Consider the following 26,676-nt stretch of genomic DNA (forward strand, 5'->3'; position numbering starts at 1 on the left):
GGAAATTTTATTGATGATCGTAGCTTAAAACACGCTTCATTTTCCACTGGTTATCTTCTGACATCCACAAAATGGTAAATTTTGCACGGCTTCCTTTATGCCATTTCCCACCATAAAATTCAAAGAATTCATGTACTCCTTCCTGTATAAAAGCATATAATTTATCCTTATTGTACAGGGGATAAACCTTCATGCTACCGGGAATAAGCTCACGCTTTACTTTGTTTGGTCCACCGCAGATATTATTTTTAATGGATGCTATAAATGCTTCCTTTCCATCAGTAATCCCACCTTTATCATGATAAAATTCAAGGTCATTGCTGACGATGGAATTATAATGAGAAAGATCACATTTGTTAAATCCTATATCGAATATCAGACTATCCAGTTTTTTAGCTGTTTTATAAAGATCATCAGTAGGTTTAACCTGAGCATATGAAATCTGGCTAAAAAGGCCTAGGATTAATAAAAATCGAATCTTTCTCATTATATTTTATTTTTAACCGTTTTTAAGAAAAAGCTCTTTCTAAATCAGCGATAAGATCTTCTTTATCTTCAATTCCAACGCTTAATCGGACCAAATCATCGGTAATACCCAATTCGGCACGTTTTTCAGCAGGAATAGACGCATGAGTCATTAAAGCAGGGTGGTTGGCCAAAGATTCCACACCTCCCAGAGATTCAGCCAGAGTGAACACTTTCACCTTTTCCAAAAATTTGATTGCATCTTCTTTTTTACCGGATTTGAAAGTAAAAGAAACCATTCCGCCAGATTCTTTCATCTGGGATTTTGCCAATTCATATTGTGGATGGGATTCCAATCCCGGATAAATTACTTTATCCACAGCAGGATGGGTTTCAAGATATTTTGCCACTTCTAATCCGTTATCAGAGTGTCTCTGCATTCTCAACGCCAGGGTTTTAATTCCTCTCAATACAAGATAAGAGTCGTGAGGTCCTAAAATCCCACCGCTTGCAAACTGAATGAAGTGTAATTTTTCTCCTAATTCCGCATCTTTTGCGATAAGAGCTCCGGCAATAACATCTGAATGTCCGCCTAAATATTTCGTAGCCGAATGCATCACAATATCAGCCCCAAGATCAATTGGTCTTTGGATATAAGGTGTTGCAAATGTATTGTCAACCGCTACCAGAATATCTTTTCCTTTTGCAATCTCAACCACAGCTTTGATATCTACCAGCTTCATCAGAGGATTGGTAGGGGTTTCTACCCAGATCAGCTTTGTTTGATCAGTGATCACCTCAGCAATTTTAGAAACATCATCAAAGTTCACGAAAGTAAACTTCAACTGATATTTTTCAAAAAGCCTGGTAAACATTCTGTAAGTACCTCCATACAAATCATCTACGGCAATTACTTCATCACCGGGATTTAATAATTTTAAAACACAGTCGATTGCAGCAAGCCCCGATCCGAAAGCAAGGCCTCTGGCTCCGTTTTCGATACTTGCCAGGGAATCTTCCAGAGCCTGTCTTGTAGGATTAGCAGCTCTTGAATATTCATAACCGGAATGCACTCCAGGGCTTTTTTGTGCAAAGGTAGAGGTTAAAAATACCGGAACATTTACAGATCCTGTAGCAGACTCGTGATGCTGCCCTCCGTGTATCACTTTTGTATTAAAATTCATCATATTTTATAATTTACATTTTTATCGCAGACTTCACTGCAAATTCTTCTGCAATCTGCTCCAACCATTGTGCCACATCTTCTTCTCCTGTTGCTCTCTGGTAAGTATTTCCCAAAGAAACCAAAATCTGATGAATAAACATTTTCATCTGATCAACCGGCATTTCCTTTGTCCAAAGATCAATTCTCAAAGCTTCCATAGCTTTATCATCCCAAACAGAAATCATCGTTGCCTTAGTTTCTTCTTTTTCAACACCTCCATCCTGTGCATTCCAGGTAATATTTTCAGGAATGTGGTTTTCATCTAATTCAACGTCTATCGTTATCTGAGTCTTTCGCATATCAATTTTAAATTTTTCACAAAGTTAATACTTCTTGAGCTTATCTAAAATTTCTACGAAATTATCTTCATCAGGAAAAGGGCTGTTAAGATTAAACACTTTTCCTTCGGGGTCTATAATGATAAACCTCGGAATCGACTGGATTTTATAGCTGTTCATAAACCGGGCAGCATCGGCCAGCCAGTACTGAGGTACCTTAGACGGTTTTGTTTTTAAATAATTCAGCCATTTTGTTTTATCTTCATCCAGGCTGATTGAGATAAACTGAATATTACTGTAATGTCCATATTGGTTACTTCTGGTATCAAATATCGGCCGGATCTCCCTGCATGGCCCACACCAGGTTGCCCATAAATCGATGATAACATATTTTCCTCTGTACTTCGACAGCTTAAAAGCATTTCCTTTATGATCTACAAGATCCAGATCTGAAAACGGAGCACCTTTCTGAGAAATGGTGATTTGCTCCAATCTGGAAGTTACCAGTTTTTTATAATCGGTGTTTTGTAAGCTTTTAATTTCCTTCTCAAACAATTGGCTTCGTGAAATACTGTCAGTTTCCAGCTCCATACTTTTCACAAGATGCCTTGTCAGCAAACGGTCTTTATTAATTCCAGCCGGTAAAGCATTTAATTTGATAAAAAGAAGACTGTCAGGATTACCAGCCAATCGGTCTTTATCCGTAAGCATTTGATCAAGCCTGTATTTCATATATTCATCATTTTTACTCAGCAGGATGGTCGGATTTTTAATCTTTTCATTCAATTCATTTAAAAATTGTTTAGGAGGAGCAAATTTCGGATCATCGAATGAAGTCATTTTCCTGTAAGTATTAATTTCATTCAGATACTGTATTGCCAATAATTGTTTCCTGTAGGCTTTATATTCATCAGAAAGCGCATTATTTTCAGAATCTGTATAATTTCCCAGTCTTTCGATACTGTCTTCCCAGTCAGATTGAGCCAAACTATAGAATTTTGCCGGGTCATCATTATATTTCTGTTCATCAACTGCGTAATCAAATTCATATCCAAAGCTGTCTTCCTGGTTTTTATAGATCTGTTCAGCAGACCTGTTTGATTTCACAAAATAATTCATTTTCACCGCATTGTACTGAATATCAAAATCAAATCTGTCACCACTTCCCATCACCAGGTCAATTCTTTTATTTCCGAATTCAAGGCTGTATTCATCGAACGGGATTTCTTTTTTTGTTTCCCATGTAAATGATCCGCCTTTCACTGGTACACTTCCTATTTCTTTATGGAAATCTTTTGAGAAAATCTTCACAGAATCTACCTTAAGAGAGGTATCCAGTTTTCCGGTAATAATAATCCCTTTGCCTTCACTTTCATAAGCTTTGGGTTTCTGTAAAAGATAAAATATTCCTGCTGCCACAACCAGAAATACGGATGAAAAAGCAACTTGTTTTTTATTTTTAAGAAATGCTGTCTTAAAGCCTTTTCCTTTGTACCAGAAATACCCTGCGATCAGGAAAGCTAGTGCCCAGAAAATACTTAAATATTCACTGTAGGTAATGAAATGATTCAGGTTCTTTATATTGGGAGATTTACATAAAATATACAGAGAATTGTAAGGACAGTATGGAAAATCATTTTTTGAAATTAAAGAATACATATTGACGATGAGTCCCAGAATTCCTACAAGAAAAGCCCAGATAAAACCCGGGAACGCAACTGAAATACATAATTGCACTGCTGCAACGCCTAATATGGCCACACATAATCTTATGAACGTTTTCAGGACCCAGAATCCGTCAAAAGTCAGCTGCTTTATTTCATTAGGGTTAATGTAATAATCCAGTAATGAGAAAAGAATATTAAATCCTATATAAGAGGCAATGCATAAAAAACTTAAAATCAGTAAAACAATATATTTTGAAAAATATAATTGTAATTTACTGATAGGCTGGGTTTCCATAAGCTGCCAGCCATTGTTTTTATGATCGATCTGTGCTATTCTGTTGGCCGCGATCACAATAAAAAGCAACAAAAAGAAAATAGCAAAAGCTTTAAAATTATCTACTATTGATTTTTCAAAAACGGAATACGGAAGGTCTTCTGAAGCAATAAACTGCGGATTAAATACCTGCCCGGCAAATCCTAACAACGGAATCAAAGCACCTAAGGTCAATGCCAGGTAAACCAATCCGAGGCCTTTTATTTTAAGCCATTCTGTATTGACTAATGTTATCATTTTTTTCATTGGTGTCGATTATTTTTTTGTTATTTCCATAAACCAGTCTTCCAGTCCCGCACTGTTTTTTATCTCAAAAACTTCGGCCTCATTCATGACCAGCATTTTAGTAAGCTTAATGATATCTTCTTTAGATTGTACCGTTACTTCGATCATATTTTCATCAATTATTACGGCTGAATAATGTTCAGGAATAGTACTGATAAAATGAGAGGCTTTGTTCAATCCTATTCTCATATGGTTGTACCGGTAATGAGCGTTCAATTCTTCCACGCTTCCGGAAAACTTGATCATTCCATTGGATATAATTGCCAGATGGGTCACCATTTTTTCCACTTCCTGCAACAGGTGGCTTGAAATAAAGATAGTAATTCCCTGTTCTTTATTGAGTTTAAGAAGCAGCTCGCGGATTTCGAGCATCCCGTTTGGATCCAGTCCGTTGACAGGCTCATCCAGGATTAAAAGTTCCGGGCTTCCCAATAATGTCATGGCAATGGCCAGCCTTTGTTTCATTCCCAGGGAATATTTTTTCATCTTCATCTTCCGGCTGTCCCAGAGATCTACCAGTTTCAAAACCCTTTCACATTCCGAATCAGGAAGACTTCTCAGTTTGGAAAGGATCACGAGATTATCCCAGCCTGATAAATGATCATAAAAGGCAGGGCTGTCTATCAGACTGCCAATTTTCTGAAACCCTTCAGGATAAAGCTGTGTCAGGTTCTTATTAAAAATCTCAACAGCATGGTTATCATCGGGAAGACTTCCCAGTAACAGCTTCATAGTCGTTGATTTTCCGGCACCGTTGGCTCCCAGAAAGCCAAAAACGCTTCCCCTGGGAACTGTTAGGTTTACGTTTTTCAGGATCGGTTTATTCTGAGTGAATCCAAAATTTAAATCCCGGATAATAATTGAATTTTCCATATAATACGCTGTATTTGCAGGTTTGAAAACAAAAAAAGATCTTCTGCACTGCAAAAGACCTCTTATTGGTATGAAAAATAGCCTATTTTGTTACATCAGGTTTATACCCTGACTGGTTAAATATTACGGTTGCCTCCAATTTCAGGAAATCCACCAGCTTGGTTTCCGGCTTCTGCTTCAGATAAGATTTACAGATCTGCCATCCTGTAAAAACACCGATTTGTGGTGAAGACTCGTTATCTATTTCCGTATAAAATTTAGAAAACGGGCCAGGGGTGATAAACCTTTCCAGCAGCCTGGAATCGGACCCGAAAATCAGGTCGTTTTCTACAAAATAATTCCAGACATTCCCTTCATTGGAAACTGCCCAGTCATATTGCTGCTTTGTATAGTTCATTTTCAGATAATCCGGGGTATCCGGTAAAAAGGCATCCTGAAGAATCATAATTTTCCCCTGGTACATCAACATATCGATAAATTTCTGATGATCTGTAGAAAACGGAGCAATGTTTTCGGCAAACATTCTTGACACTTTGGGAACAATATTATTAGGGTTCATCGATTTCTGGAAATACAGTTCCAGACCTTTATAATTAGGATTTTTATCGCCCATAAATCCGGTCATATCTATAAACAGAAGATTTCCTTTTTCGTCATAAAAAATTGGGTCCTGAATCATCTGTAAAGCCGATGAAAAAAGATACACTTTGGGACTTTTAAATTTAGGAAAGTAGTATTTAATGTGGGTAAACAGATCCTGCAGTTCGTTCTGAAGCTTCTGCTGATCTATTTTAGCCACCGCTTCTTTATAAATTTTGATTTCACCGGCATCCACTCTCCTTTTCCCGAAATCTTCATCAGAAACCGTTCCCTGGAACCATGGAAATTTAGCTTTAAACTGATCCAGCGGAATATTCTGATCATAAAATTCTTTGGAAATATCGGTCAGTTCTACTTTTTCTGCCGGAGTCTTAACTTCAACCTTCCATGGGTTCTGAGTTTCTTTTTTGCACGAATTCAGCCCTGCAACTAAAATGGAAGAAAGCACAATAATTCTAAAAATCTTCATTATTTTTACATGAAATTTAAGTTTACAAACATAAGAATTTAAACACAATGTAATGGTGAAAAATAAAATATTTATCATCCTTTCCACCTTCACAGCTTTTATATTTTTCCATGGGCAGGCATTGAAATTCAGGGATAAAAATTTTGAAAAAGCAGTCCTTGAAAATTATGACCTTGATCAGAACGGTTTCATTGATAAAGAAGAAGCTTTAAAATTAACCCGGTTGTTTATTGTTAAAAAGGAAGTCACATCCTTGGAAGACCTGGGTTTATTTCAGAATGTGAAGATGGTAATGGCCGATGACAATCATATTCCAGAGATCTCTGTAAAAAATCTGGATCAGCTTGAATTTTTTTCATGTACGGGCTGTAAAATTTCAACTTTTAACGGGGAAAATCTTAAAAAACTTACCTCAATTTATCTCGATAATAACCTTCTTGAAAAAATTTCACTGAAAACGATTCCAAGAATTGACCAATTAACATTATCTTTAAATAAATTAAAGTTTATTGAGGTAAGGGAGCTGAAAAATTTAAAGCACCTGAATCTTGAGCACAATCAGCTACAGCAGCTGGATATTTCCGGAAATGAAGCTCTGCAAACCTTAAATGTGGGTGGAAATAAAATAAAAGAAACCGATATTAAAAAAGGAATGAACACTGATGTTACCATTTTCGGGACAGAACCTTAAAATACAAATGATGCAACTGGAAACAGAAAGATTAATCTTAAGAAAATTTAAAGAAACAGATGTTGAGCGCATGTTCCTGCTTGATTCTGATCCGGAAGTCATGAAATATATTGGCCTGGCTCCCTTAACCGATATCAAAGAATCTGAAAAAGTAATCAGAATGATTCAGCAGCAGTATACTGACAACGGTGTCGGCAGGCTTGCAGTTATTGAAAAAGAAAGTGGCCTCCTGATCGGCTGGAGCGGTTTAAAGTTACTGACCCAGGAAATTAACGGCTATGTAAATGTTTATGATTTAGGCTACCGTTTTTTACCCGAATTCTGGGGAAAAGGTTATGCGCTGGAATCGGCAAAAGCTTCCCTCAATTTCGGGTTTAACGATCTTGATGCCCAAACTATTTACGCTCACGCTCATTCCGAAAATGAAGGTTCCAATCATATTTTAAAAAAATTAGGCTTTCAAAAGACCGGGGAATTTGTGGAACCTGACGGAACTTGCTTCTGGTACGAATTAAAACGTGAAAATTATTTTACCTCATGACAATAAGACAAGAAGAAAACCAGGGCCGCCAGAAAGTGTTTCACCTTATTGAAGAAGCTTTCAGAGATATGGATCACAGTGACCATCAGGAACAGTTTCTGGTGGAAAGACTGCGGAAATCCGAGGCATTTATCCCGGAATTATCTATCGTTGCAGAAATCGGCGATAAGATTGTCGGGCATATTTTGTTCACAAAAATCACTATTGAAAACGGTTCAGAGTCTTTTGATTCCCTGGCTTTGGCACCTGTTTCTGTAAAACCTGATTTTCAAAATAAAGGAATCGGTTCCCAGCTCATCATCTTCGGCCACCTTATTGCCAAAGAACTGGGACATCATTCTGTCATTTTAGTTGGTCATGAAAACTATTATCCTAAGTTTGGATACAAAAAATGCAGTAATTTTGGAATTTCATTTCCATTTGATATTCCCGAAGAAAACGGAATGGCCATAGAACTGGTTGAAAATGGATTAAAAAACATCCATGGGATTGTAAAATATCCTAAAGAATTTGAAATAGATTAAAAAATAACAATAAACAATGCAGACACAAAAAGTAATTGATCATATTGTAAGCTGGCTAAAAGATTATGCGATCAAGGCCAATGTAAAAGGATATGTGATCGGAGTTTCAGGAGGAGTAGATTCAGGAGTTGTTTCAACACTTTGTGCCATGACCGGGCTTGAAGTTTTGCTGCTTGAAATGCCCATTCGTCAAAAGGAAGACCAGGTAAACCGTGCCCAGGATCATATCGAAGATCTTAAAAAGAGATTTCCGAATGTTGAGGGCAAAACAGTAAACCTGACCCCTGTTTTCGAAACTTTTGAAGATACCGTACATGATCACGTTGAAGGAAGATGGAGTAACAACCTCGCGCTGGCCAATACCAGATCACGCTTCAGAATGCTGACATTATATTATTTCGGACAGCTTCACGGGCTTTTGGTGTGCGGAACCGGAAATAAAGTAGAAGATTTCGGAATCGGATTTTACACCAAATATGGTGACGGAGGTGTAGATGTGTCTCCTATTGCCGATCTGTATAAAACAGAAATATACGAACTTGCAAAGGAATTAAGCCTTATCGAAAGTATTCAGAAGGCTATTCCTACAGACGGGCTCTGGGATGCTGAAAGAACTGATGAAGACCAGATCGGGGCCACTTATCCGGAGCTTGAAAAAATTCAGAAAGAATACGGAACTAAAACAGCTGATGATTATGAAGGCCGTGATAAAGAGGTCTATTTAATTTTCGACAGGATGAATAAGGCTGCCCAGCATAAAATAAATCCTATTCCGATTTGCGATATTCCTGAAGAATGGAGAGATTAGGTTTTGAGTAATAAATTATGAGTTACAACTGATTATGAATAATAAATTGAGACCTGCATTTTTTGCTCTTTTGGGACTTCTTTTCGGAATGCTTGTGATGAATCTCTACAATCATTTCACTTCTGAAAAAAAGGATACTTCTGCCCATAAACCTAAAATCGAATATGGCAGCACTTCTGTTGATTCTGCAGGCAATAGTCCTTCATATCAGCAGTCTATTGATATGCTTACTGCGGAAAAAACCGTAATCGGCTATGTAAAAAAAAATCACCAGCTTCCGGATTATTATATCACAAAAAACGAAGCCAGAAAACAGGGCTGGAATCCTTCAAAAGGAAATCTTTGTGAGGTTTTGCCGGGAAAAGCTATCGGTGGGGATCATTTCAGCAACCGGGAAGGCAGACTGCCGAAAGATGATCAGTATTTCGAAGCTGATGTCAACTACAATTGCGGCAACAGAAATGCAGACCGGATTATTTTCACAAAAAACGGAGATGTTTACCTTACTAAGAATCACTATAAAAGTTTTGAAAAACAGTAGGTGTTCACATGTCATTGCGAGGAACGAAGTGGCAAATAAATAATTCAATATGAAAACAATATACATAGATTTTACAGAAATCGGAGATTATGATGATTTCTATATGCAATTAAAAGAAAAAATTACCCTTCCGGAACACTTCGGGGATAATCTGGATGCGCTTTATGATGTGATCACCGGAAGCCTGGAAATGCCATTAGATCTGGAATTTGTAAATATGACCGTAGATCAGCTTGAAATTTTCGAGGACCTGCTGACTACCCTGGAAGATGCAGAAGAGCAATTGGAAGATTTCACGTTTACCTATTATCTTGAGCAATATGAAGATGAGGAAGACGGAACCGAAGAATAAACATTTAAAAGCTTATTATAAAGTAAAAACTCGCAGAAATCTGCGAGTTTTTTGGTCAGAGCCAGTGTTAAAAAGTGTCCAATTTTTTATTTACTGTTTGATGAATTTAAAATTCTGCGAAATTTCCCCTTTCACAAAAACTTGCAATATGTAATTTCCTTTTGATAGCGATGACACATTGATCTGCTGTTTCACGGCATCAGATGAAATTACTTTTTGACCGACCATATTGTAAATTTCAGCTTTCTCAATGGCTTTCGTCCCTTTGATGTAGATCATATCTTTTACAGGATTGGGATAAATGCTTATTGAGGCAGTATATTTAGTGTTTTCATGGATAGAGAGATATTGGGTGAGATCAAGATAAAATGCAACAACCTGATTGGAAGAATTCATCCCTATTCCGGCCATTTTTTTCCCATCCTGAGAAATAGCCAGGGGAAGAGACATCGTTACTCCCTGAGTGTTTATTCCTAATCCCGTCGCATAATCATTTAAATTCACCCGCCCGCCTGCGGCAGTCCAGATAAAGCCTTCTCCAGTCATCGGAGGACCGGGAAACGGCCTGAAGTAACCAATTACCGTTCCACCATCGGCAGAAACCCCGGTTGCTCCGCCTCTGAAGAAGGCTGAGGAATTTGGATGTGTAATATATGTAAGCCCCGTCGTATTTTTCCAGACATACGGGTTGGGCATGCTTGATCCGATAATAGTGTTTCCGTCCGCAGAAACGGCTCCTGCTTCTCCAACTATATTTCCATTGCTATCGGTAATAAAACTTTCCGTTCCGTTTACCCATTTTGCACCGCTTCTTGTTCCGTCTGATTGATCCTGCCAGCCAACGATAACAGTTCCGTCTGTATTCACAGCATTCGCTCTTGAACTTCTCCCCTGAATACTACTTCCCAGATCTACTACTCCGTTTTGGGCATCCCATTTTACGGCATGGGCGTTAGCAGCAGTGAGCCAACCCAATCCTACGACTGTATTTCCGTTAGGTGTCATTCCCCAGGTAGAGCTTACACTACCGTCCCACCCTGTAGGAACAAGGCCGCCTTGTGTCGTCCAGGCAGAAGTTGCCACATCATAGGTAGAAATTTCATTGAAATTGGTGGTGGTATTAGTTGTAGAAGATGCAATCTTTGTCCCGTCATTAGAAACCAATGTCCTCCCTGCCGCGGGATAGCCATTCGTCAGTGCTCCTATCTGAACAATTCCGTTTACGGCATCCCATTTAAAAATTCCACCACCACTTGTATGCATACTCACAATTCCATTATCAGAGACAGCACCCACCGTGTAATTTCCAATGCCCATCACCGTCAGCTGAGCATTTGCCACAACAGATAAGTTCAGCAAAGAACAAACGTATATCGCTTTCATTGAAATTTTGTAAAACTTTTTCATATTTCTTTGGATTTAGTATTTTGAATTGGCGAAAACAATATTAATATTATATTTACCTATTCAAAAGAAATTGACTTACATAATTCATGAAATTCAAAAGAATTAAAAAAACAAATAATTAAAAATCAACATTTTACAAAAATTCAATTTTGAGGACAGATTTTAAGACGGTAGAAAAAAAACAAAGAAAAAATACATTATTTCATCAAAAAATATTTGGCAGCTTCTTATCAATAGGGTTCATATTGATCTGTTCTGTTTTTATTAACGGCCAGTCCGGTCCTGATTTTACTATTCTTGCAGATAAAGCTTTTGAAAAATTATATCAGAATCCTGACGACTGCATCAGTTATTCGCAAAGCCTGCTGATCAGTGATCAGAACACAGAGCATAAAATCATTCTACAGAACATCATTTCACAGGCTTATGTGATGAAAGGAGATTATGTACAGTCTTTAAATACATCGGGACAGAAAGAAAGCCCGGGAGAATCTGAAAAGCTATCTTATTTCATGCAGTTGTTCGGGGAATTCAATCTTGCCGACCAGTACCAGAACCTTGGATTGTACAATCAATCACAAAATATTATTTCGGTTCTTTTAACCGATAACAAACTGTATAGGGATGATGATCCGAAATCAAAAATTACCATTGCCAAACTCTACCAGCTTCAGGCGATCAATTCCGGAATTACAAGAGATTATTATTCTGCCATCAGAAATCTTAACAAAAGTGACCGGCTTATTGATCACCATAATGCAGAAAATAAAATCATTGGTCTGGAAAATAAGATTTTCCGTTCTTCTTACCTGATGAGACAAAATCACGCAGAAGAAGCCAGAAAAATGCTGGAAGATGTAATTTTGGCCTTAGACAAGCTTTCAAAACAGCCATTTCTTTCTGCTTTTGCTTACGAAAATTTATCAAGATATTATTTTCAGAAAGAAGATTACAAAACCAGTATTGAAATCCTGGAAAAAGCTCTTTCATCCATTGAAAACCTTCCTTATAACAGTCTTAAAACAAAAATTTACGAATCTCTGGCGAAAAGTTATCTGGCATTGAATGATGATATTCAATACCATCAGTACAACAAAATTTACACTGAATTAAGATCAAAACTGGATGCCAATAAAAAAGAAGGAATACGGTATATTGTAAAACTGGTAGAAACCAACCAGAACGGCAGCCTTGAATTTCAAAGGCAGAACCAATCAAAAAGATTCCGGATGTTATGCTCAATAATAATCATTCTTATTATAGGATTAGCTATTTATTTCCTGATCGAAAAAAGCAGGAATGAAGATTTAAAAAAACAGTTTGAATTTTTTGAAAAACAGAGGAAAAGAGAGATGACTGACCCTGTATCCTTACAGAAAAAAGAAACTTCCCCTGACAGGAATTTTGACAAAGAGCCTCATAAAATTTCGAAGGAAAAAGAGGATGAGATCCTGCTCAAACTGGAAGAATGGGAACAGTCTGACCGGTATTTGAACAAAAGCATGTCGCTTTCCATGCTTTCTGCACAGATGGGTGTCAATACAAAATACCTTTCAGAAGTCATCAATAACACCAAAGGAAAAAATTTCAACGGTTACATTAATGAATTAAGGATCAACCATATTGCCCATTTATTAAAAACAGAACCTGCCTACCTTAATTATAAAGTCAGCTATCTTGCTGAGTTTTCAGGATTTTCTTCGCACAGCGCATTTACCACGGTCTTTAAATCGATAACAGGAATGTCACCCAACACTTATATCCAGGAAATCAGCAAAAACAAATCAGTATGAAAATAGTCGCTAAAATTATTATATGGGCATTTTTAACCTGTCAGATAACAGTAAACGGCCAGAAAATTTCAGATGATTCGCTGATGAAAAAAGCACGTCTGGAAATTTATGACAATCCGGATCATACGATAAGCATTGGGAAAAGCCTGCTTAAAAAAGAAACAGATCTCAACAAATCTATCGGAATTTATCTGCTACTCTCTACGGCCAATATTGCTAAAAGGAATTTTGACCAGTCGTTGCAATATATTTTAAAAGCCAAAGAACTGGTACAGAAAACCAATGATATAAAAACACAGACCAATGTTCTGATCTCCGTTGCCATTCAGTATCAGCAAATGGAGCTTTTCAGCAAAAGCCTGGAAACTCTTAATGAAGCCGATATTTACCTTAAAAAACTTCCGGAAAATGCTCCCGAAAGATATATGGAAACAGCCCGAAGCTACGCCATCCGCGGAATGATCTATAAAGGCCAGTCGAATTCAGAAATTGCCCTTGAAAAATTTTTACTATCGGTTCAGAATTTCGGAAAAGTAAAGAAAAAGAAGGCTACTTATGCCAATATGAGTGTAGTTTATTATAATATTGGCTATTGCTACCTTAATCTCAATCAAATGGAAAAAACACAGCAGGCATTTACCCAATCCATTGATTATGCCCAGAAAGTAAGCGCTAAAAGCCTCGAAGCATTTGCTTTAAAGGGAATGGCAGAAATGTATAAACTGAAGCATGAAAATCAGACAGCATTAAGCCTCCTGCTCAGGGCCGAAAATCTTTGTAAAAATACGGGTGACATTATCCTCAACGAAGGAATTTATAAAGAAATGGCTGATAATTATCTCGCTATGGGCAATTCCAGGCTGTATCAGGATTACAATAAAAAGTATTTTGAAATGCGTTTCAAGCGGGAACAGAGCGAATTGAATTCCATCAATCATTCCATCAACAACTACAATAAAGAAACATTAAAGAAAGCCCGGGAACTTACTACCTATTACAATTCTATTACAACTTTAATGATCACAACGGGTATGGTAATTATGATGACTCTGTCATATTTTATTTTGAAAATCAGAAAGAAGAACGGAAAATACCGGAAAGATATCCAACAATTGATCAGATCCTGAGAATAATAGTTGAGAAGGTTTAAAAATACTCCTCGATATACTCCATTTTATTCCAAAGTGACGGTAGGCGTTATATGATGATTTTTAATATTATTCATCGTATAAGATCTAGAGAAAATAAAAAAACATTCCTTACCCAGGAATGTTTTTTTATTTATTTTGCTGATGGGTTATTTTCCTATTGCTTCAGTGATCGGGTTTCCGATGTTCCCACTTGGAAACTGAATTTTCAGTAATGCAGAAACTGTAGGTGCAATATCAGTCATATTATATTCTTTATTGCTTTCTCCATGCTGAATTCCCCAACCCATAAACAATAACGGGATGTGAGAGTCATAAGAATTCCATACGCTGTGCGTTGTTCCGGTTTTTGAATAGGGCGGAAGCATGGAATCATGGGAAATCAATTGGATATCTCCACTTCTTTGTCTGTTGATCCCATTGATGATTCTCTGTTTGATCGGCTCCGGAATTGTTGCTTCCTGAACTTCTTTTACAGATACGGCATATAAAACCGTCGGATCCTTTTCAAGTTCCCGGATGGTAAAGTCTCTTACATCATCCAATTCGATCTTGTTATCTTTCAGTAACTTTCTGTCAAAATAGATCTGATAATTATCTACTGCATTAATCAGTTTATCCACTCCAAATTTATCTTTCAGCTTCTGGTTGATATCTTTTTCCATTCCTTCACCAAAGAAGCCTGTGGTAATTTTATGTTCCTGTAAAAATCCTACAGAATGTGCTCCACCATGGTCAGCAGAAAGGAAAACAGTATATTCCCCTTTTCCGACTTTAGAATCAAGGTAGCTGAAAAATTCAGCAAGATCCTGGTCCAGCCTTAAATATACATCTTCCACTTCAATAGAATTCGGACCGAATTTGTGCCCGGCATAATCTGTTGATGCAAGATTGATTGCAAGGAAGTCGGTGATATGGTCACTACCCAGCTTTTCTCCTTCTACGGAAGCTTCAGCCAGTTTCAGCGTTAAAGTATTTCCAAAAGGAGTATAACGGATATTATCTTTTTTCTCCTGATAATCTTTTGCCAGGTTACTGTAAGGGAAAGTAGGTGTTTTTGAGCTTCCCAGAAGTCCTTCCCATGAAGAATTATCCGGCGAACTTTCCGTGTACTGGTTAACCGGTAATAAAGTATTCCATCCATTGGCAACCAGTTTTTCCGGTAGCTTCTGGGCATTGAAAGATTTCACCCATTGAGGCAAATCATTCATATACCAGGTACTTGTCACAAAATTCCCGTTAGAATCATCAAACCAGAAAGCCCCGTTTGGAGTATGTCCCGCCGGAAGAATCGAAGCACGGTCTTTTAAAGAAACCCCGATTACTTTTGACTGGAAATTCGTTGCTAATCTCAATTCATCTGTGACTGTTGTAGACCAGAGATTTTTCGGAGAATGGCTTCCGATTTTTGTGTTGGTTGTACCTACAGGCTGAACACTTTCATCAGTAGTACAATACACATTTTTTCCTGTTTCCTTATCTGTCCAGTCATTTCCTGCAATCCCGTGAATGGCCGGAACCGACCCTGTATAAATACAGGTATGTCCCAAAGCGGTAACCGTAGGAACATAATTGATATGTACATTATTGAGTGAGTAACCTGTGTTTAATAACCTTTTGAAACCGTCATTTCCATATTTACTGTAAAAACGGTACAGATAATCCCAACGCATCTGGTCTACCACCAGGCCTACCACTAATTTGGGTCTCTCTAATTGAGAATTTTTATTCTTCTGAGCATCGATTGTAACTACGGACAAAAAAGTAAGCGCCGCAATTGAAATTTTCCTAAGCATCTGGTAAATTTTTATTGCACAAATTTACATGTTTTGGAAGTTTTGGAATGTGAAATTTTATTTAAATTTGAGATTGATTCATATTTTACATTCTTTGGAAAAAACTACAGAAATAATCTATATGTATCAGTCTAATTTGTAAATAATGGCCGAGATCATAAAACTGGAGAAACTTACCGGTAATCCAACACTCAACTGGGGATTCAACGGGTATGAAACAGATAAAATATTTGTTGTTTCTGCTATTGAAACAGCTGACTCTTTTGAATTTAAATTAAGAGAGAAAAACCAAAAGTACACAAAAAACTGGGAAACCAATTCTGATGACATTACAGAACTTAATGAAATCATTGAACAAGGACATTCTTTCGGAGCATTTGACAATGGTGAATTAATAGGCTGGATTATCTGTGATTTCAGGGAATGGAACAACAGTCTTTTCATTGAAAACATGCTGATCAGTGAAGAATTCAGAGGACAGAATATCGGAAAACTTTTAATCAAAAGTATCAGCCGTGAAGCAAGAGATCTCGGATGCAGGCTCGTTGAGCTGGAAACCCAGAACACCAATTATCCTGCGATCAGGTTTTACCAGAGTGCAGGTTTCAATATTACCGGAATCAATACCAAACTGTATGATGATTCCGTAGAAACAGCCTTATACATGAGCTTTGAAATTTAAGATGTATTGACAAAATCAATTAAAGATATTTTAAATTTAATTTTGTACCATACAGTACAATTATATACCTTTGTTCCATCAAAATCAAAAGTCATGGCAGGAAGGCCTAAAATATTTGACGAACAGCAAGCGATTGAAAAAGCAACTCAGATTTTCAAGAATAAAGGCTATGACACTGCTTCGGCAGACGAACTGCTGAACGCTATGGGTATTGGAAAAGGAAGTTTCTATCTCGCTTTTAAAGGAGGGAAACAGGAGCTTTATATTCGCTCTCTTGAACAGTTTTCACAAAACTTCTATAAAAATTTTTCAGAACAGCTTTCCAAATCCGATAATGAAATTGAGTTTATCAGACAGTTCTTTTTACGGCTTGCGGAAGCTCATGATTGTGATAAAGAACGCGGATGTTATCTTGGGAATGCCCTAGTACAACTTTCTGAAAAAGATAATAGTGTAAAACATGTCTCTGCCGAATCGTTGAAAAATCTACAGCATATTTTTGCAAAGGCCATCAGAAAAGCGCAATACAACAGAGAAATTAAAAACACCACAGATGCTGAAATTCTCGGCTGGCATCTGACCAATTTATGGAACGGCCTTCACGTTACAAGACGAATGGAAAACTCACCTGAAGTCCTTCGTTCTCTTATTGAAATGAATTTAAAAATTCTGGAATAAAAATTTTTTAATCAATTTTGTACTAAACAGTACAATAATAAATTTAGCAATACAAAACAAACCGTTATGAACATTACCAACAACATTATCCTTATTACAGGAGGAGGATCAGGAATCGGACTTGAAATCGCAAAAGCATTAAGCCCGGCCAACAAAGTAATTATTGCCGGAAGAAATAAAGAAAAACTGGATGCCGCTGCAAAAGGTTTAGAAAATATTTCCACCATTCAGGCAGATATTACGAATGAAAATGATATCAACAGATTATTTGAAGAAATTAAAATCAACTTCGGCGGATTGAATATTCTGATCAACAACGCAGGCCATGCCTACACCTATACACTTTCTGATACTTCAGACACTTATAATAAGGCTTTGGCAGAATTTACCACCAATTATTTTGCACCGATCCGTTTAACAGAGAAATTTCTTCCTTTATTAAAGCAGCAAAGTGAAGCAGCCATCGTGAATGTATCATCTATTGTAGGTTTTGTCCCTGGATCCCATATTCCGACCTACTCAGATTCCAAGGCTGCATTGCATTCACACACCAGGCTTTTAAGATATGAGCTGGCTAAAGAAACTCATGTAAAGGTGTTTGAACTGATGCCACCTTTAGTAAACACAGATTTTTCGGTAGAAATCGGTGGCAGGGAAAACGGAATCCCGGCTTCTGATGTAGCAGAAAGCCTGGTAAAAAGCCTTCAGGAAGATATTTTTGAAATCCGTGTCGGAAATACTGAATGGGTATATACTAATTTTTTCGCTAATTCAGAAGCTGCTTTCAGTGCATTTAACAGCTAGATACATTCTGTTATTTTAAATAAAGCGAAGGAATGCACATTAAAAAACTGAAGTTTAGCCATTAAGTGGTTAAGATCATTAAATGTGGATTGCTTCGCTTTGTAATGAAAAGCAGTGCAGGGATCATTAGAATAAGCATGAAAACAAGAGACAATCAGATTTCATCCACAAACTCACCCTTTTCTTCCACGATTTTATTTCCCCAGTTTGTAATAGCATCCAGAACAGGAATAAATGTCTTCCCAAAATCGGTTAAAGCATAAACCACTTTTACCGGAGGCTTTTCACCATAAACTTTTCGTGAAACCAGGCCATCCTTTTCCAGCTGTTTCAGCTGCAGGCTCAATGTCATTTCCGTAACGGAAAACAATTCTTTTCTCAGCTCACTGTATCTCTTTTCACCTTCTTTCAGGTGATAAAGAATCACGGTTTTCCATTTTCCGCCAACCATATCCATGACCATGCTTACTGAGCAAGGATAGAGCTTCTCTCCTATTCTGACATAATTTCCGGTGCATTCTTTTTTCATTTTTTCAACCTATCAGATAGGATAGGTATTGCAAATGTAAACCACTCAAATTAATTTTGCAACTATAAATTTTATAGTATAAATAAATCAAAAAAATATGGCACTTATTATTCTCGGACATCCGAATATCGAACAATCATCAGCCAATAAGGCGATCATTGAAAAACTAAAAAACAGCAGCCTTAAAGTAGAAATAAGAGATCTATCAAAACTTTATCCTGATTTTAAAATTGATCCCAAAGCCGAACAGGAAGCTTTAATACAACATGAAACCATCATTTTTCAATATCCGCTGTATTGGTATACCATGCCCGCTATTTTAAAACACTGGTTCGATGTGGTTTTTGAATATCAGTTTGCCTATGGTTCACAGGGAAACAAACTGAAAGGGAAAAATTTCGTCCCAAGTTTTACAGTTGGCGGACCGGAAACCGAATACCATACTTTGGGTGAGCATCATTTCCGGGTACATGAATTCTGTAAAAACCTGGAACAAACCGCTTATTTTGCACAGATGAATTACATTGAACCTTTTTATTTTCATGGGACTTCACTGAATGCAGGCTATACGAAGGAAGATGTAAAAAGAAAAGCAAGGAAGCAAGCAAAAAGTCTCATTGAGAAACTTGAAAAGCAGGAATCAGATCTGACCTCCACAACAAACAAAATTTGACCTTCACAACACAATCCACCATCTTTTAAATTTGGAATTTTGTCCTGTACAATTTAATAAAAAACATGGAAAATTTACAGACAAAAAAAACAGTATTGGTTACCGGAGGTACAGGCTTTGTAGCCGTTCATACGATCCTTCAGTTATTACAACAGGGTTATGAAGTGAAAACAACACTTCGTTCATTGGCAAAAAAAGATACCATCCTGAAAGCATTGAAAGAAGGTGGTATTACAGACTCTTCAAACCTTTCTTTTTATCAGGCCGATCTTACAGATGATGCCCATTGGGATGAAGCAGTGAAGGGGTGTGATTATGTTCTTCATATAGCCTCTCCTTTTCCTGCCCGGGATCCGGAAGATGAGAATGAACTGATTGTCCCGGCCCGAGACGGTGCTCTGCGTGTGTTAAAAGCTTCTCGTGACGCAGAAGTGAAAAGAGTGGTTTTAACCTCATCATTTGCCGCAGTTGGGTACAGCAACAATATAAAAGATCATGTTTTCACAGAGAATGACTGGACGGATCCCAATACAGAACTCCCGGCCTACATCAAATCAAAAACCGTTGCCGAAAAAGCAGCCTGGGAATTTATTGATAAAGAAGGCAATGGGATGGAGCTTTCAGTGATTAATCCTGTCGGAATTTTTGGCTCGGCCATCGGAGAAATTACTTCGGCATCACTGGACATTGCGGTATCAGGAATTCTGAACGGCACAACCAATTACAGTCCGGATTTCACGATGGGTGTCGTTGATGTAAGAGATGTTGCGGATATCCATATCAAAGCAATGCTTCATCCGGATGCTCCGGGAGAACGTTTCATTGCAACTTCAAACGGAGTAATGAGCTTTTATGATGTAGCTGAACTCTTCAGAAAGGAAAGGCCGCAGTATGCTGCCAAAATTCAGCAATTAAACCCGATTGACAGGGAATATTATAAGGAAATATCAAATGAGAAAGCAAAATCTGTATTACACTGGAATCCGAGAAGCAGAGAAGAAGCTTTGCTGACCAGTGCAGACAGTTTAATGGCAAAATCATAAATTTGTACGATTAAAAGTATCATCCCATTGAAATTTAACAATATACAATCCTGCCATTTAGGCCCTGAGATTTCTCCCGAACAGTTTATCCCGGAACATTTTTTTTTGTATCTGCTCAACGGGTCTATGATCTCTTATGACGGCTACAAACATTATAAAATGCAGGCCGGAGATTATTGTATTGCAAGAAAAAATCATCTGGTACGCTATACCAAGCATAAGGAAGACGGGCTTTTTGAAAAGGTGCTTATTACTTTTGACGAAGCATTCTTAAGGAAATTCCTTAAACGTCATCCTTATCACATAGAACCGACGGATAATACAGATTCTTTTCTGTTCATCAATGAAGATAAGCTGATCCAGAATTTTATTCATTCTCTGGAACCTTACTATAACGGGACTGAGCAATTGGATGATGCTTTTTCCGATGTCAAACGGGAAGAACTTCTCATCATCTTATTGAAAAACAACCCTGATCTTGCCAATATTTTTTTCAACTTCAACACACCGCATAAAATCGATCTGGAATCTTTTATGAACCATAATTTTAAGTTCAACATCAGTCTGGAACGTTTTGCATTTATGACCGGAAGAAGTTTGTCCACTTTTAAGCGTGAATTTAAAACGATTTTCAATACAAGCCCCGGCAAATGGCTGATGGATAAACGACTTCAGGAAGCCTATTTCCTTTTGGATAAGGAAAATAAGAAACCGACGGATATTTATGTTGATCTCGGTTTTGAAGATCTTTCTCACTTTTCGTATGTATTTAAAAAACAGTATGGCTTTTCTCCTGCCCAGCTTAACAAAAAAACGATGCCCTGATCTTATGCAGAATTGCAAAACTGTTGAACTGTTCAATCATAAAGCCTATGGAAGGCACCGACAGGAGATATATAAGTAAAATCCAAAGCTTTCTTTCTTTTTACCCTTTGGTTTTCCAAACGCTAATCCACCTCAAAGTGAATTAAAAAATTCGTATATTAGGATCAACTAATTAAAAACATTAATCATTATGAAAAATTTAAAGAAATTAATGAGAAGAGATTTAGAACTGATCGGTGGTGGGGATACTGCGTATGCATTTTGTCTTGACGGTTCGTGCCCTTCTCCCGGCCCCGGCTATGCAAGCTATTGCAGTGGTGATACCTGTTATAAATATTTTACAGGTTCTCCCGGCGGTGGTGGTGGCTGCACAGAACCTAAACATCTTTGTGAATCCTGGGAAACGGGCTGTGGGTGTGTTTATTTTTAAGACCATATATTTGTTAGATAATTGGGGGCGGTTTTATCCGCTCTTTTTTATCGATAAAGATTAGTAAGTTTTATAGAAAATACGCATATTTGAAAATAACATTTAAAAACTTTTAATGAAGACCATACCTCTTTTTTTAATCCTTTTATTTGCATCCCAGTCTATAAATGCACAACAAAGAACTTTCAAATGCAATCAGTTTCAAAATGCTTTAAAATTGGTGGACGAACAAAAATATGATGAAGGAATTTTAATGCTTAAAGAATGTGAAAAACTAGATTCTAAAGATTATTCTTATCCTTACGAAATTGCATTATCTTATACATACAAGGAAGATTATAATGCCGCAATTTCACAATTAGAAAAAATTAAGGATTACGAAAATATTGAGGATGATTATTTTCAACTTCTTGGAAACAACTATGACTATTCGGGTAATTCTGAAAAAGCATTAGAAGTTTATAATAAAGGATTACAAAAATTTCCAAATTCCGGCAGGCTTTACCTTGAAAAAGGAGTAATATATGAATCAAATAAACAATATAAGACTGCTATAGAAATGTATGAAAAAGGTATTCAGGTAGCATCCACTTATCCTTCAAATTATTATCGCGTTTCAAAAATATATCTGAATTCAAAAGATAAACTATCCGGCTTAATATATGGTGAAATATTTGTAAATCTTGAAAGGACGACGGAACGAACTAAAGAAATAAGTAATTTGTTGTATGAAACCTACAAAAAATCTATTGTTCTGGAAAGCAAAGAAAAAAAAGAGCTAAATTTTTGTAAAGTCATTATAGACACACAAAAATATGAAAAAAGTAAGAAATATCCATTTTGTATGATTTTTGGAAAAAACTTCATTATGTCGATAATAGAATATAATAAATTTAATTTAAATAATTTATCTGCCGTTCGAAGTCGTTTTTTAAAGGAATATTTTAAAGAAGACTATAAAAATTATCCTAATGTTTTATTGAACTATCAAAAAATAATGGAAGACAATAAAATTTTTGACGCATATAATCATTATATTTTCCAAATGGGTGATAAAGAAGCTTTTAATACTTGGCTAAAAACAAATGAAAATGATTATAAAAAGTTTGTAGATTGGTATACGTCTAAAGAAAACATTCTTAAAATTGATAATAAAAATGTTTTTATTTCAGATCAAATAAAATAATTATCAATTCCAATAAAAACATTCTTTAATTGAATAAGTTTTTTAATTATTAAATTCCGTTAATATTCAACTTAATTTTTTCATGCTTCTAAATAAATATAACACATTCTAGGAAGCACTTATCTCATTTTATCACTTCAGATCCGGCTACAAGAAAAGTAGATCCGGCTACATCAGAGTTCCGGGTATTTCCGAATTTTGTATCTATAAATCAATACAATGAAAATTATAGTAACAGGTTCGCTAGGAAATATCAGCAAGCCACTCGCCGAAGAATTAATACACAATGGACATTCAGTAACCGTTATCAGCAGTAAGCCGGAAAGGCAAAAGGAAATTGAGGCATTAGGAGCTGCCGCAGCCATCGGCACTATGGAAGATATAGACTTCCTGACCGAAACATTCAAAGGTGCTGATATAGTATATGCCATGGAAGCATTGAATGCAGGCAGCTTTTTTGATCACAGCCTTGATTTTATTGCAGCAACTACCCAGATCGGCAGAAATTACAAAAAAGCATTTGAAAGATCAGGGGTAAAGAAAATCGTTCACCTCAGCAGCATCGGAGCCCACATGAGCAATGGAAACGGAATTTTAGAGTCCCATTACCGGGTGGAACAAATTTTAAGCGAGCTTCCTGCGGATGTTTCAATCAAATTTATGCGTCCGGTAGGTTTTTACTACAATATGTTTGCTTTTATTCCTATGATAGAAGAACAGAGAGCTATTATACAAAACTACAGCGGTAATGAAAAAGAGCCCTGGGTCTCTCCATTGGATATTGCTGCCGTTATTGCTGAAGAAATCGAAAAACCTTTTCATGGCAGAGAGATCCGCTATATCGCAAGTGATGAAGCTTCACCTGATGAAGTGGCTGCTGTTTTAGGAAAAGCTATCGGAAACACTGATTTGAAATGGCAGGCAATTCCGGATCAGCAAATGTTAGATAATCTGACGAAAGCAGGAATGAACCCTGACACCGCAAAAGGCTTTGTTGAAATGAATGCAGCCAGACGCGGCGGAATTTTATATGAAGATTACAATCAGCACAAACCTGTTTTAGGAAAAGTAAAACTGGAAGATTTTGCAACAGAATTTGCAAAAGTATATCATCAATAATCTTTATTTTTGTGATGTGAAACAACCGGTAAGATTAAAGACAATCACTGAATTTCATCAATTCAGAGGCCTCTCAAAACCTGAGCATCCGTTGATCAGTGTGATCGATTACAGTACCATCAGGAATTTATCTGAGAATACGGAATTGAGCTGGATATTAGATTTTTACTCGATTTCCATCAAAAGAACATCAAATACACAGATCAGGTATGGTCAACAGAAATATGATTTTGATGAAGGAGTAATGTTTTTTATGGCTCCCGGTCAGGTTTTCAGCATTACAGCGAATCCGGATTCAACGATACAACATTCAGGGTGGATTTTACTGATTCATCCTGATTTTCTATGGAATACTTCTTTGGCCAAAACCATCAAACAGTATGCATATTTTGATTATGCTGTAAATGAGGCATTATTTCTTTCTGAAAAGGAGGAAACGCTCATTCACGCTATTGTTCAGAATATTCAGCAGGAATATCACTCCAATATTGACCAGTTTAGTCAGAATATTATCATTTCCCAGATTGAAACTTTACTGAACTACGCAGAACGTTTTTACCAGCGCCAGTTTATTACCCGGAAAATCACCAATCATAAAATACTGGATTCACTTGAAAATCTGTTAACCGATTATTTCAACCATGAAGACCTGATTACAAAAGGACTTCCGACTGTACAATATATCGCACATGAGCTCAATGTATCGCCCAGCTATTTAACCGGTTTGTTAAAGGTTCTTACCGGGCAGAATACCCAACAGCACATTCATGAAAAGCTGATTGAAAAAGCCAAAGAAAAATTATCCACTACCCAGCTATCGGTGGGTGAAATAGCCTATGAATTAGGGTTTGAGCATCCACAGTCTTTCAGCAAATTATTTAAAAGTAAAACCAATCTTTCACCTCTGGAATTCAGGCAGTCATTTAATTGAGTTTCCATCCAATATAATTTTGCGGTTTCGGATTTGCGGAGAGCTCCGCTCTCCGCAAATCCGAAACCGTATGCTAAAGCACATAAGTCACTTTTAATGACTCAATATCAAAAGTAAGTAATAAAAATATCACTTCAGCTGTTATTATATTAAGACAGACCATAAACAATGAAAGCGATCCGATTATTTCTTCTTTTGACCATCCTGTTTCTGAATTATTTCTATGCTCAGACTTCTCCTCAATTACCGGGATCTGAAGGCTTTTTTGAAACTTCAGATCATGTAAATATCAAATATAAAGTCTCCGGAAAGGGGGAAGCCTGCATTTATATTCCTGGCGGTCCGGGTCAGGGATACTCTTCTTTTGAATTGTTGGGCGGAAACCATCTTGAGAAAAATATGACCCTGGTTTATATGGATCAGCGGGGATCAGGTGAATCCGGAAAATCAGAAAACTACCATCTCGATTCAATGGTACAGGATATTGAGGAATTGAGACAGTATCTTAAACTCGATAAAGTTTTTTTAATAGCTCATTCTTTCGGGGGGATTATCGCCATTAATTATGCAAAAAAATATCCGCAACATGTAAAAGGAATAATCCTCGCTAATGTTACCTTACATTTTCTGAACGATGATTCCTTAAAAGAGCAAATCGAATACGGAAATCTTCTGTTAAAACAAAGTCCAAAGCCTGTTGTCAAAGACAGCCTGTCAGCCGAACTTTCCAGAATAAGCCGGGCCATGCGTTCAAAACGGATCGGCTATAAATTCCTGACTGAAGACATTGAAACCATAAAGGAAATGGACAAAATCGATTCTTTATATCCCAGGATCACAGATTTCGGAATGGCAGTGATCTCAAAACCTAAAGACTTCGCGGAATATTATACCGATTATACTTCACTTACAGAAAAGATAAAGGTTCCGGTCCTGATTATTACCGGAAAAAAGGATAAAGCAGTAGGAACAGCGCATTATAAAAAATTCAAATTCCCTAATCAGAAAATCATCTCTATTGATGGCGGACATCTTTTATATTATGAAAAGAACAAGGAGTTTGTGAGGGCTGTTGAGGGCTTTGTGGATAAAACAAAATAAGTCAAAACGCCTTTACTAAATTTGCATCTTTTAAGTTTCCTTTCTCAATTGTTAAGACTTCCTTCCATCTTCATCAATTTAGTTTTTGAAAATGGTGAAATAATTTATTATATATTATGTGTCTTTTTAGGCGCATTTTTTACTGTCTCAATACGGATTCCCGTAAATGGTTAATGATAAATATTTTTAGTTTTGAACTGCTCATTTAAATAAAAACCTCATTATGAAAAAATTCTGTTTCTTAATTTCCATAACAGTATATTCTTTAAGTTGTAATAAAAAAGACTCTCCTCAAATAGTTCAAAATATTGATTCTATTTCTCTGCATAAATATAAAAATATCGAATTAGGCGCTGTTACTAACAATACAAAAATTAAAAAAATTAAGAGCAAACAGGAAATGAGAAACGACGGAGATTTTAATCAAATGACAATTTTTGAAGTTGATAAAGCCATTAACTTAGAAGAATTAAAAAATTATTGTTCTATAGTTAAACCAAGTTACAGTACTGGCTATTTTCAGATTCTTGTATTTTTTAAAAAACCGGATAGTGCAAAATTCCCAGATAATCCCGTAACAGGGATGTTCATGGAGGATGAAGATCTAAAAAATATAAAAGCTACTTACATTATAAACAATATTAACGGTTATAGTAAACTGAATTATTATGAAAAAAATTCATTCGAAAGTGTAGCTCAAAGTATTGACATTAATTAATAAGAGTATTGAACCATAGGGGCTTAATTTTCTAAGCAATACTTTTACTAAATTACCTCTATTGTATTCCTGCAATGAAATCAATTACAGATAAATTGTAAAACAAAAAGAGGCTGTCTCAAAAGGGGCAGTCTTTTTTCTGTCTCAAAATTTGTAGTTT

29 protein-coding genes are annotated in these 26,676 nt (G+C 36.6%); 20 read left to right on the forward strand and 9 right to left on the reverse strand.

Annotated features, from left to right (window positions below; genetic code table 11):
- Nucleotides 1–7: 7 nt before the first annotated feature.
- From PMI13_RS07470 to gldB, 6 genes are all read right to left on the reverse strand, one after another.
- A complete protein-coding gene (locus PMI13_RS07470) occupies nucleotides 8–487 on the reverse strand; it encodes a nuclear transport factor 2 family protein (protein ID WP_007842345.1) in 480 nt (159 codons plus the stop codon).
- 22 nt (nucleotides 488–509) lie between these two features.
- Nucleotides 510–1,649 (reverse strand): cystathionine gamma-synthase, encoded by a 1,140-nt coding sequence (locus tag PMI13_RS07475; protein WP_034670229.1) that lies wholly within the window; start codon nucleotides 1,647–1,649, stop codon nucleotides 510–512.
- 13 nt (nucleotides 1,650–1,662) lie between these two features.
- Entirely contained in the window at nucleotides 1,663–1,989 is a 327-nt protein-coding gene (gene gldC, locus PMI13_RS07480; protein ID WP_007842349.1) for a gliding motility protein GldC, read from the reverse strand.
- Nucleotides 1,990–2,013: 24 nt separating this feature from the next.
- On the reverse strand, nucleotides 2,014–4,215 hold the full coding sequence (locus tag PMI13_RS07485; RefSeq protein WP_007842350.1) for a thioredoxin-like domain-containing protein: 2,202 nt from the start codon (nucleotides 4,213–4,215) through the stop codon (nucleotides 2,014–2,016).
- Nucleotides 4,216–4,224: 9 nt separating this feature from the next.
- Entirely contained in the window at nucleotides 4,225–5,127 is a 903-nt protein-coding gene (locus PMI13_RS07490; RefSeq protein ID WP_034670212.1) for an ABC transporter ATP-binding protein, read from the reverse strand.
- Between the two features lie 82 nt (nucleotides 5,128–5,209).
- On the reverse strand, nucleotides 5,210–6,196 hold the full coding sequence (gene gldB / locus PMI13_RS07495; protein WP_007842354.1) for a gliding motility lipoprotein GldB: 987 nt from the start codon (nucleotides 6,194–6,196) through the stop codon (nucleotides 5,210–5,212).
- Nucleotides 6,197–6,248: 52 nt separating this feature from the next.
- Here gldB and PMI13_RS07500 point away from each other — a divergent pair, with 52 nt between their 5' ends.
- Genes PMI13_RS07500 through PMI13_RS07525 form a run of 6 tightly spaced genes read left to right on the forward strand, consistent with a single transcriptional unit; the run spans nucleotide 6,249 to nucleotide 9,653 of the window.
- Nucleotides 6,249–6,887 (forward strand): leucine-rich repeat domain-containing protein, encoded by a 639-nt coding sequence (locus tag PMI13_RS07500; protein ID WP_007842355.1) that lies wholly within the window; start codon nucleotides 6,249–6,251, stop codon nucleotides 6,885–6,887.
- Between the two features lie 10 nt (nucleotides 6,888–6,897).
- A complete protein-coding gene (locus PMI13_RS07505) occupies nucleotides 6,898–7,428 on the forward strand; it encodes a GNAT family N-acetyltransferase (RefSeq protein WP_034670208.1) in 531 nt (176 codons plus the stop codon).
- Entirely contained in the window at nucleotides 7,425–7,952 is a 528-nt protein-coding gene (locus PMI13_RS07510; RefSeq protein ID WP_007842357.1) for a GNAT family N-acetyltransferase, read from the forward strand. The genes PMI13_RS07505 and PMI13_RS07510 overlap by 4 nt, the downstream gene beginning before the upstream one ends.
- A gap of 16 nt (nucleotides 7,953–7,968) precedes the next feature.
- The gene (gene nadE, locus PMI13_RS07515; RefSeq protein ID WP_007842359.1) at nucleotides 7,969–8,760 is read left to right on the forward strand and encodes an NAD(+) synthase; all 792 of its coding nucleotides are present in this window, start codon (nucleotides 7,969–7,971) and stop codon (nucleotides 8,758–8,760) included.
- Between the two features lie 34 nt (nucleotides 8,761–8,794).
- The gene (locus PMI13_RS07520; protein ID WP_007842360.1) at nucleotides 8,795–9,301 is read left to right on the forward strand and encodes a ribonuclease domain-containing protein; all 507 of its coding nucleotides are present in this window, start codon (nucleotides 8,795–8,797) and stop codon (nucleotides 9,299–9,301) included.
- Between the two features lie 49 nt (nucleotides 9,302–9,350).
- Complete coding sequence (locus PMI13_RS07525) at nucleotides 9,351–9,653, forward strand: barstar family protein (RefSeq protein WP_007842361.1); 303 nt, start codon at nucleotides 9,351–9,353, stop codon at nucleotides 9,651–9,653.
- Nucleotides 9,654–9,743: 90 nt separating this feature from the next.
- On the opposite strand, the gene PMI13_RS07530 is transcribed toward PMI13_RS07525, so the two are convergent.
- The gene (locus tag PMI13_RS07530; RefSeq protein WP_238536289.1) at nucleotides 9,744–11,036 is read right to left on the reverse strand and encodes a T9SS type A sorting domain-containing protein; all 1,293 of its coding nucleotides are present in this window, start codon (nucleotides 11,034–11,036) and stop codon (nucleotides 9,744–9,746) included.
- A gap of 173 nt (nucleotides 11,037–11,209) precedes the next feature.
- Between PMI13_RS07530 and PMI13_RS07535 the strand changes: the two genes are divergently transcribed.
- Nucleotides 11,210–12,853 carry a helix-turn-helix transcriptional regulator gene (locus tag PMI13_RS07535; protein WP_007842363.1) on the forward strand — a complete coding sequence of 548 codons (1,644 nt, stop codon included), beginning with the start codon at nucleotides 11,210–11,212 and terminating at the stop codon, nucleotides 12,851–12,853.
- Entirely contained in the window at nucleotides 12,850–13,980 is a 1,131-nt protein-coding gene (locus PMI13_RS07540; RefSeq protein WP_007842364.1) for a hypothetical protein, read from the forward strand. Before PMI13_RS07535 ends, PMI13_RS07540 begins: the two co-directional genes overlap by 4 nt.
- 170 nt (nucleotides 13,981–14,150) lie before the next feature.
- On the opposite strand, the gene pafA is transcribed toward PMI13_RS07540, so the two are convergent.
- On the reverse strand, nucleotides 14,151–15,797 hold the full coding sequence (gene pafA / locus PMI13_RS07545) for an alkaline phosphatase PafA (RefSeq protein ID WP_007842365.1): 1,647 nt from the start codon (nucleotides 15,795–15,797) through the stop codon (nucleotides 14,151–14,153).
- 145 nt (nucleotides 15,798–15,942) lie between these two features.
- Here pafA and PMI13_RS07550 point away from each other — a divergent pair, with 145 nt between their 5' ends.
- From PMI13_RS07550 to PMI13_RS07560, 3 genes are all read left to right on the forward strand, one after another.
- Nucleotides 15,943–16,479: a GNAT family N-acetyltransferase gene (locus tag PMI13_RS07550; RefSeq protein ID WP_007842366.1), complete on the forward strand. Its 537-nt coding sequence runs from the start codon at nucleotides 15,943–15,945 to the stop codon at nucleotides 16,477–16,479.
- Between the two features lie 93 nt (nucleotides 16,480–16,572).
- The gene (locus PMI13_RS07555) at nucleotides 16,573–17,157 is read left to right on the forward strand and encodes a TetR/AcrR family transcriptional regulator (protein ID WP_034670204.1); all 585 of its coding nucleotides are present in this window, start codon (nucleotides 16,573–16,575) and stop codon (nucleotides 17,155–17,157) included.
- A 66-nt stretch (nucleotides 17,158–17,223) separates the two neighbouring features.
- Nucleotides 17,224–17,961 (forward strand): SDR family oxidoreductase, encoded by a 738-nt coding sequence (locus PMI13_RS07560; RefSeq protein ID WP_007842368.1) that lies wholly within the window; start codon nucleotides 17,224–17,226, stop codon nucleotides 17,959–17,961.
- Nucleotides 17,962–18,115: 154 nt separating this feature from the next.
- Here PMI13_RS07560 and PMI13_RS07565 read toward each other — a convergent pair whose 3' ends face one another.
- On the reverse strand, nucleotides 18,116–18,490 hold the full coding sequence (locus PMI13_RS07565; RefSeq protein WP_007842369.1) for a winged helix-turn-helix transcriptional regulator: 375 nt from the start codon (nucleotides 18,488–18,490) through the stop codon (nucleotides 18,116–18,118).
- A 97-nt stretch (nucleotides 18,491–18,587) separates the two neighbouring features.
- Here PMI13_RS07565 and PMI13_RS07570 point away from each other — a divergent pair, with 97 nt between their 5' ends.
- The 9 genes from PMI13_RS07570 (at nucleotide 18,588) to PMI13_RS07610 (ending at nucleotide 26,516) form a co-directional block, all read left to right on the forward strand.
- Complete coding sequence (locus PMI13_RS07570; RefSeq protein ID WP_007842371.1) at nucleotides 18,588–19,163, forward strand: NAD(P)H-dependent oxidoreductase; 576 nt, start codon at nucleotides 18,588–18,590, stop codon at nucleotides 19,161–19,163.
- Nucleotides 19,164–19,228: 65 nt separating this feature from the next.
- Nucleotides 19,229–20,206, forward strand: coding sequence for an SDR family oxidoreductase (locus tag PMI13_RS07575; protein ID WP_007842379.1), 978 nt, complete (start codon nucleotides 19,229–19,231; stop codon nucleotides 20,204–20,206).
- 27 nt (nucleotides 20,207–20,233) lie between these two features.
- The gene (locus tag PMI13_RS07580; protein WP_007842380.1) at nucleotides 20,234–21,031 is read left to right on the forward strand and encodes a helix-turn-helix transcriptional regulator; all 798 of its coding nucleotides are present in this window, start codon (nucleotides 20,234–20,236) and stop codon (nucleotides 21,029–21,031) included.
- Between the two features lie 190 nt (nucleotides 21,032–21,221).
- The gene (locus PMI13_RS07585; protein ID WP_156104472.1) at nucleotides 21,222–21,461 is read left to right on the forward strand and encodes a hypothetical protein; all 240 of its coding nucleotides are present in this window, start codon (nucleotides 21,222–21,224) and stop codon (nucleotides 21,459–21,461) included.
- Between the two features lie 115 nt (nucleotides 21,462–21,576).
- Nucleotides 21,577–22,647, forward strand: a complete 1,071-nt coding sequence (locus PMI13_RS07590; RefSeq protein ID WP_007842382.1) for a tetratricopeptide repeat protein — start codon at nucleotides 21,577–21,579, stop codon at nucleotides 22,645–22,647.
- Nucleotides 22,648–22,866: 219 nt separating this feature from the next.
- Nucleotides 22,867–23,766 (forward strand): SDR family oxidoreductase, encoded by a 900-nt coding sequence (locus PMI13_RS07595; protein WP_007842383.1) that lies wholly within the window; start codon nucleotides 22,867–22,869, stop codon nucleotides 23,764–23,766.
- Nucleotides 23,732–24,697 carry a helix-turn-helix domain-containing protein gene (locus PMI13_RS07600; RefSeq protein ID WP_007842384.1) on the forward strand — a complete coding sequence of 322 codons (966 nt, stop codon included), beginning with the start codon at nucleotides 23,732–23,734 and terminating at the stop codon, nucleotides 24,695–24,697. The genes PMI13_RS07595 and PMI13_RS07600 overlap by 35 nt, the downstream gene beginning before the upstream one ends.
- A 168-nt stretch (nucleotides 24,698–24,865) precedes the next feature.
- Entirely contained in the window at nucleotides 24,866–25,798 is a 933-nt protein-coding gene (locus PMI13_RS07605; protein WP_007842385.1) for an alpha/beta fold hydrolase, read from the forward strand.
- Between the two features lie 223 nt (nucleotides 25,799–26,021).
- Nucleotides 26,022–26,516: a hypothetical protein gene (locus PMI13_RS07610; protein ID WP_007842387.1), complete on the forward strand. Its 495-nt coding sequence runs from the start codon at nucleotides 26,022–26,024 to the stop codon at nucleotides 26,514–26,516.
- Nucleotides 26,517–26,676 lie beyond the last annotated feature (160 nt).

Origin of the sequence: Chryseobacterium populi, from assembly GCF_000282115.1 — a bacterium.
GTDB classification, from domain to species: Bacteria; Bacteroidota; Bacteroidia; order Flavobacteriales; family Weeksellaceae; genus Chryseobacterium; species Chryseobacterium populi.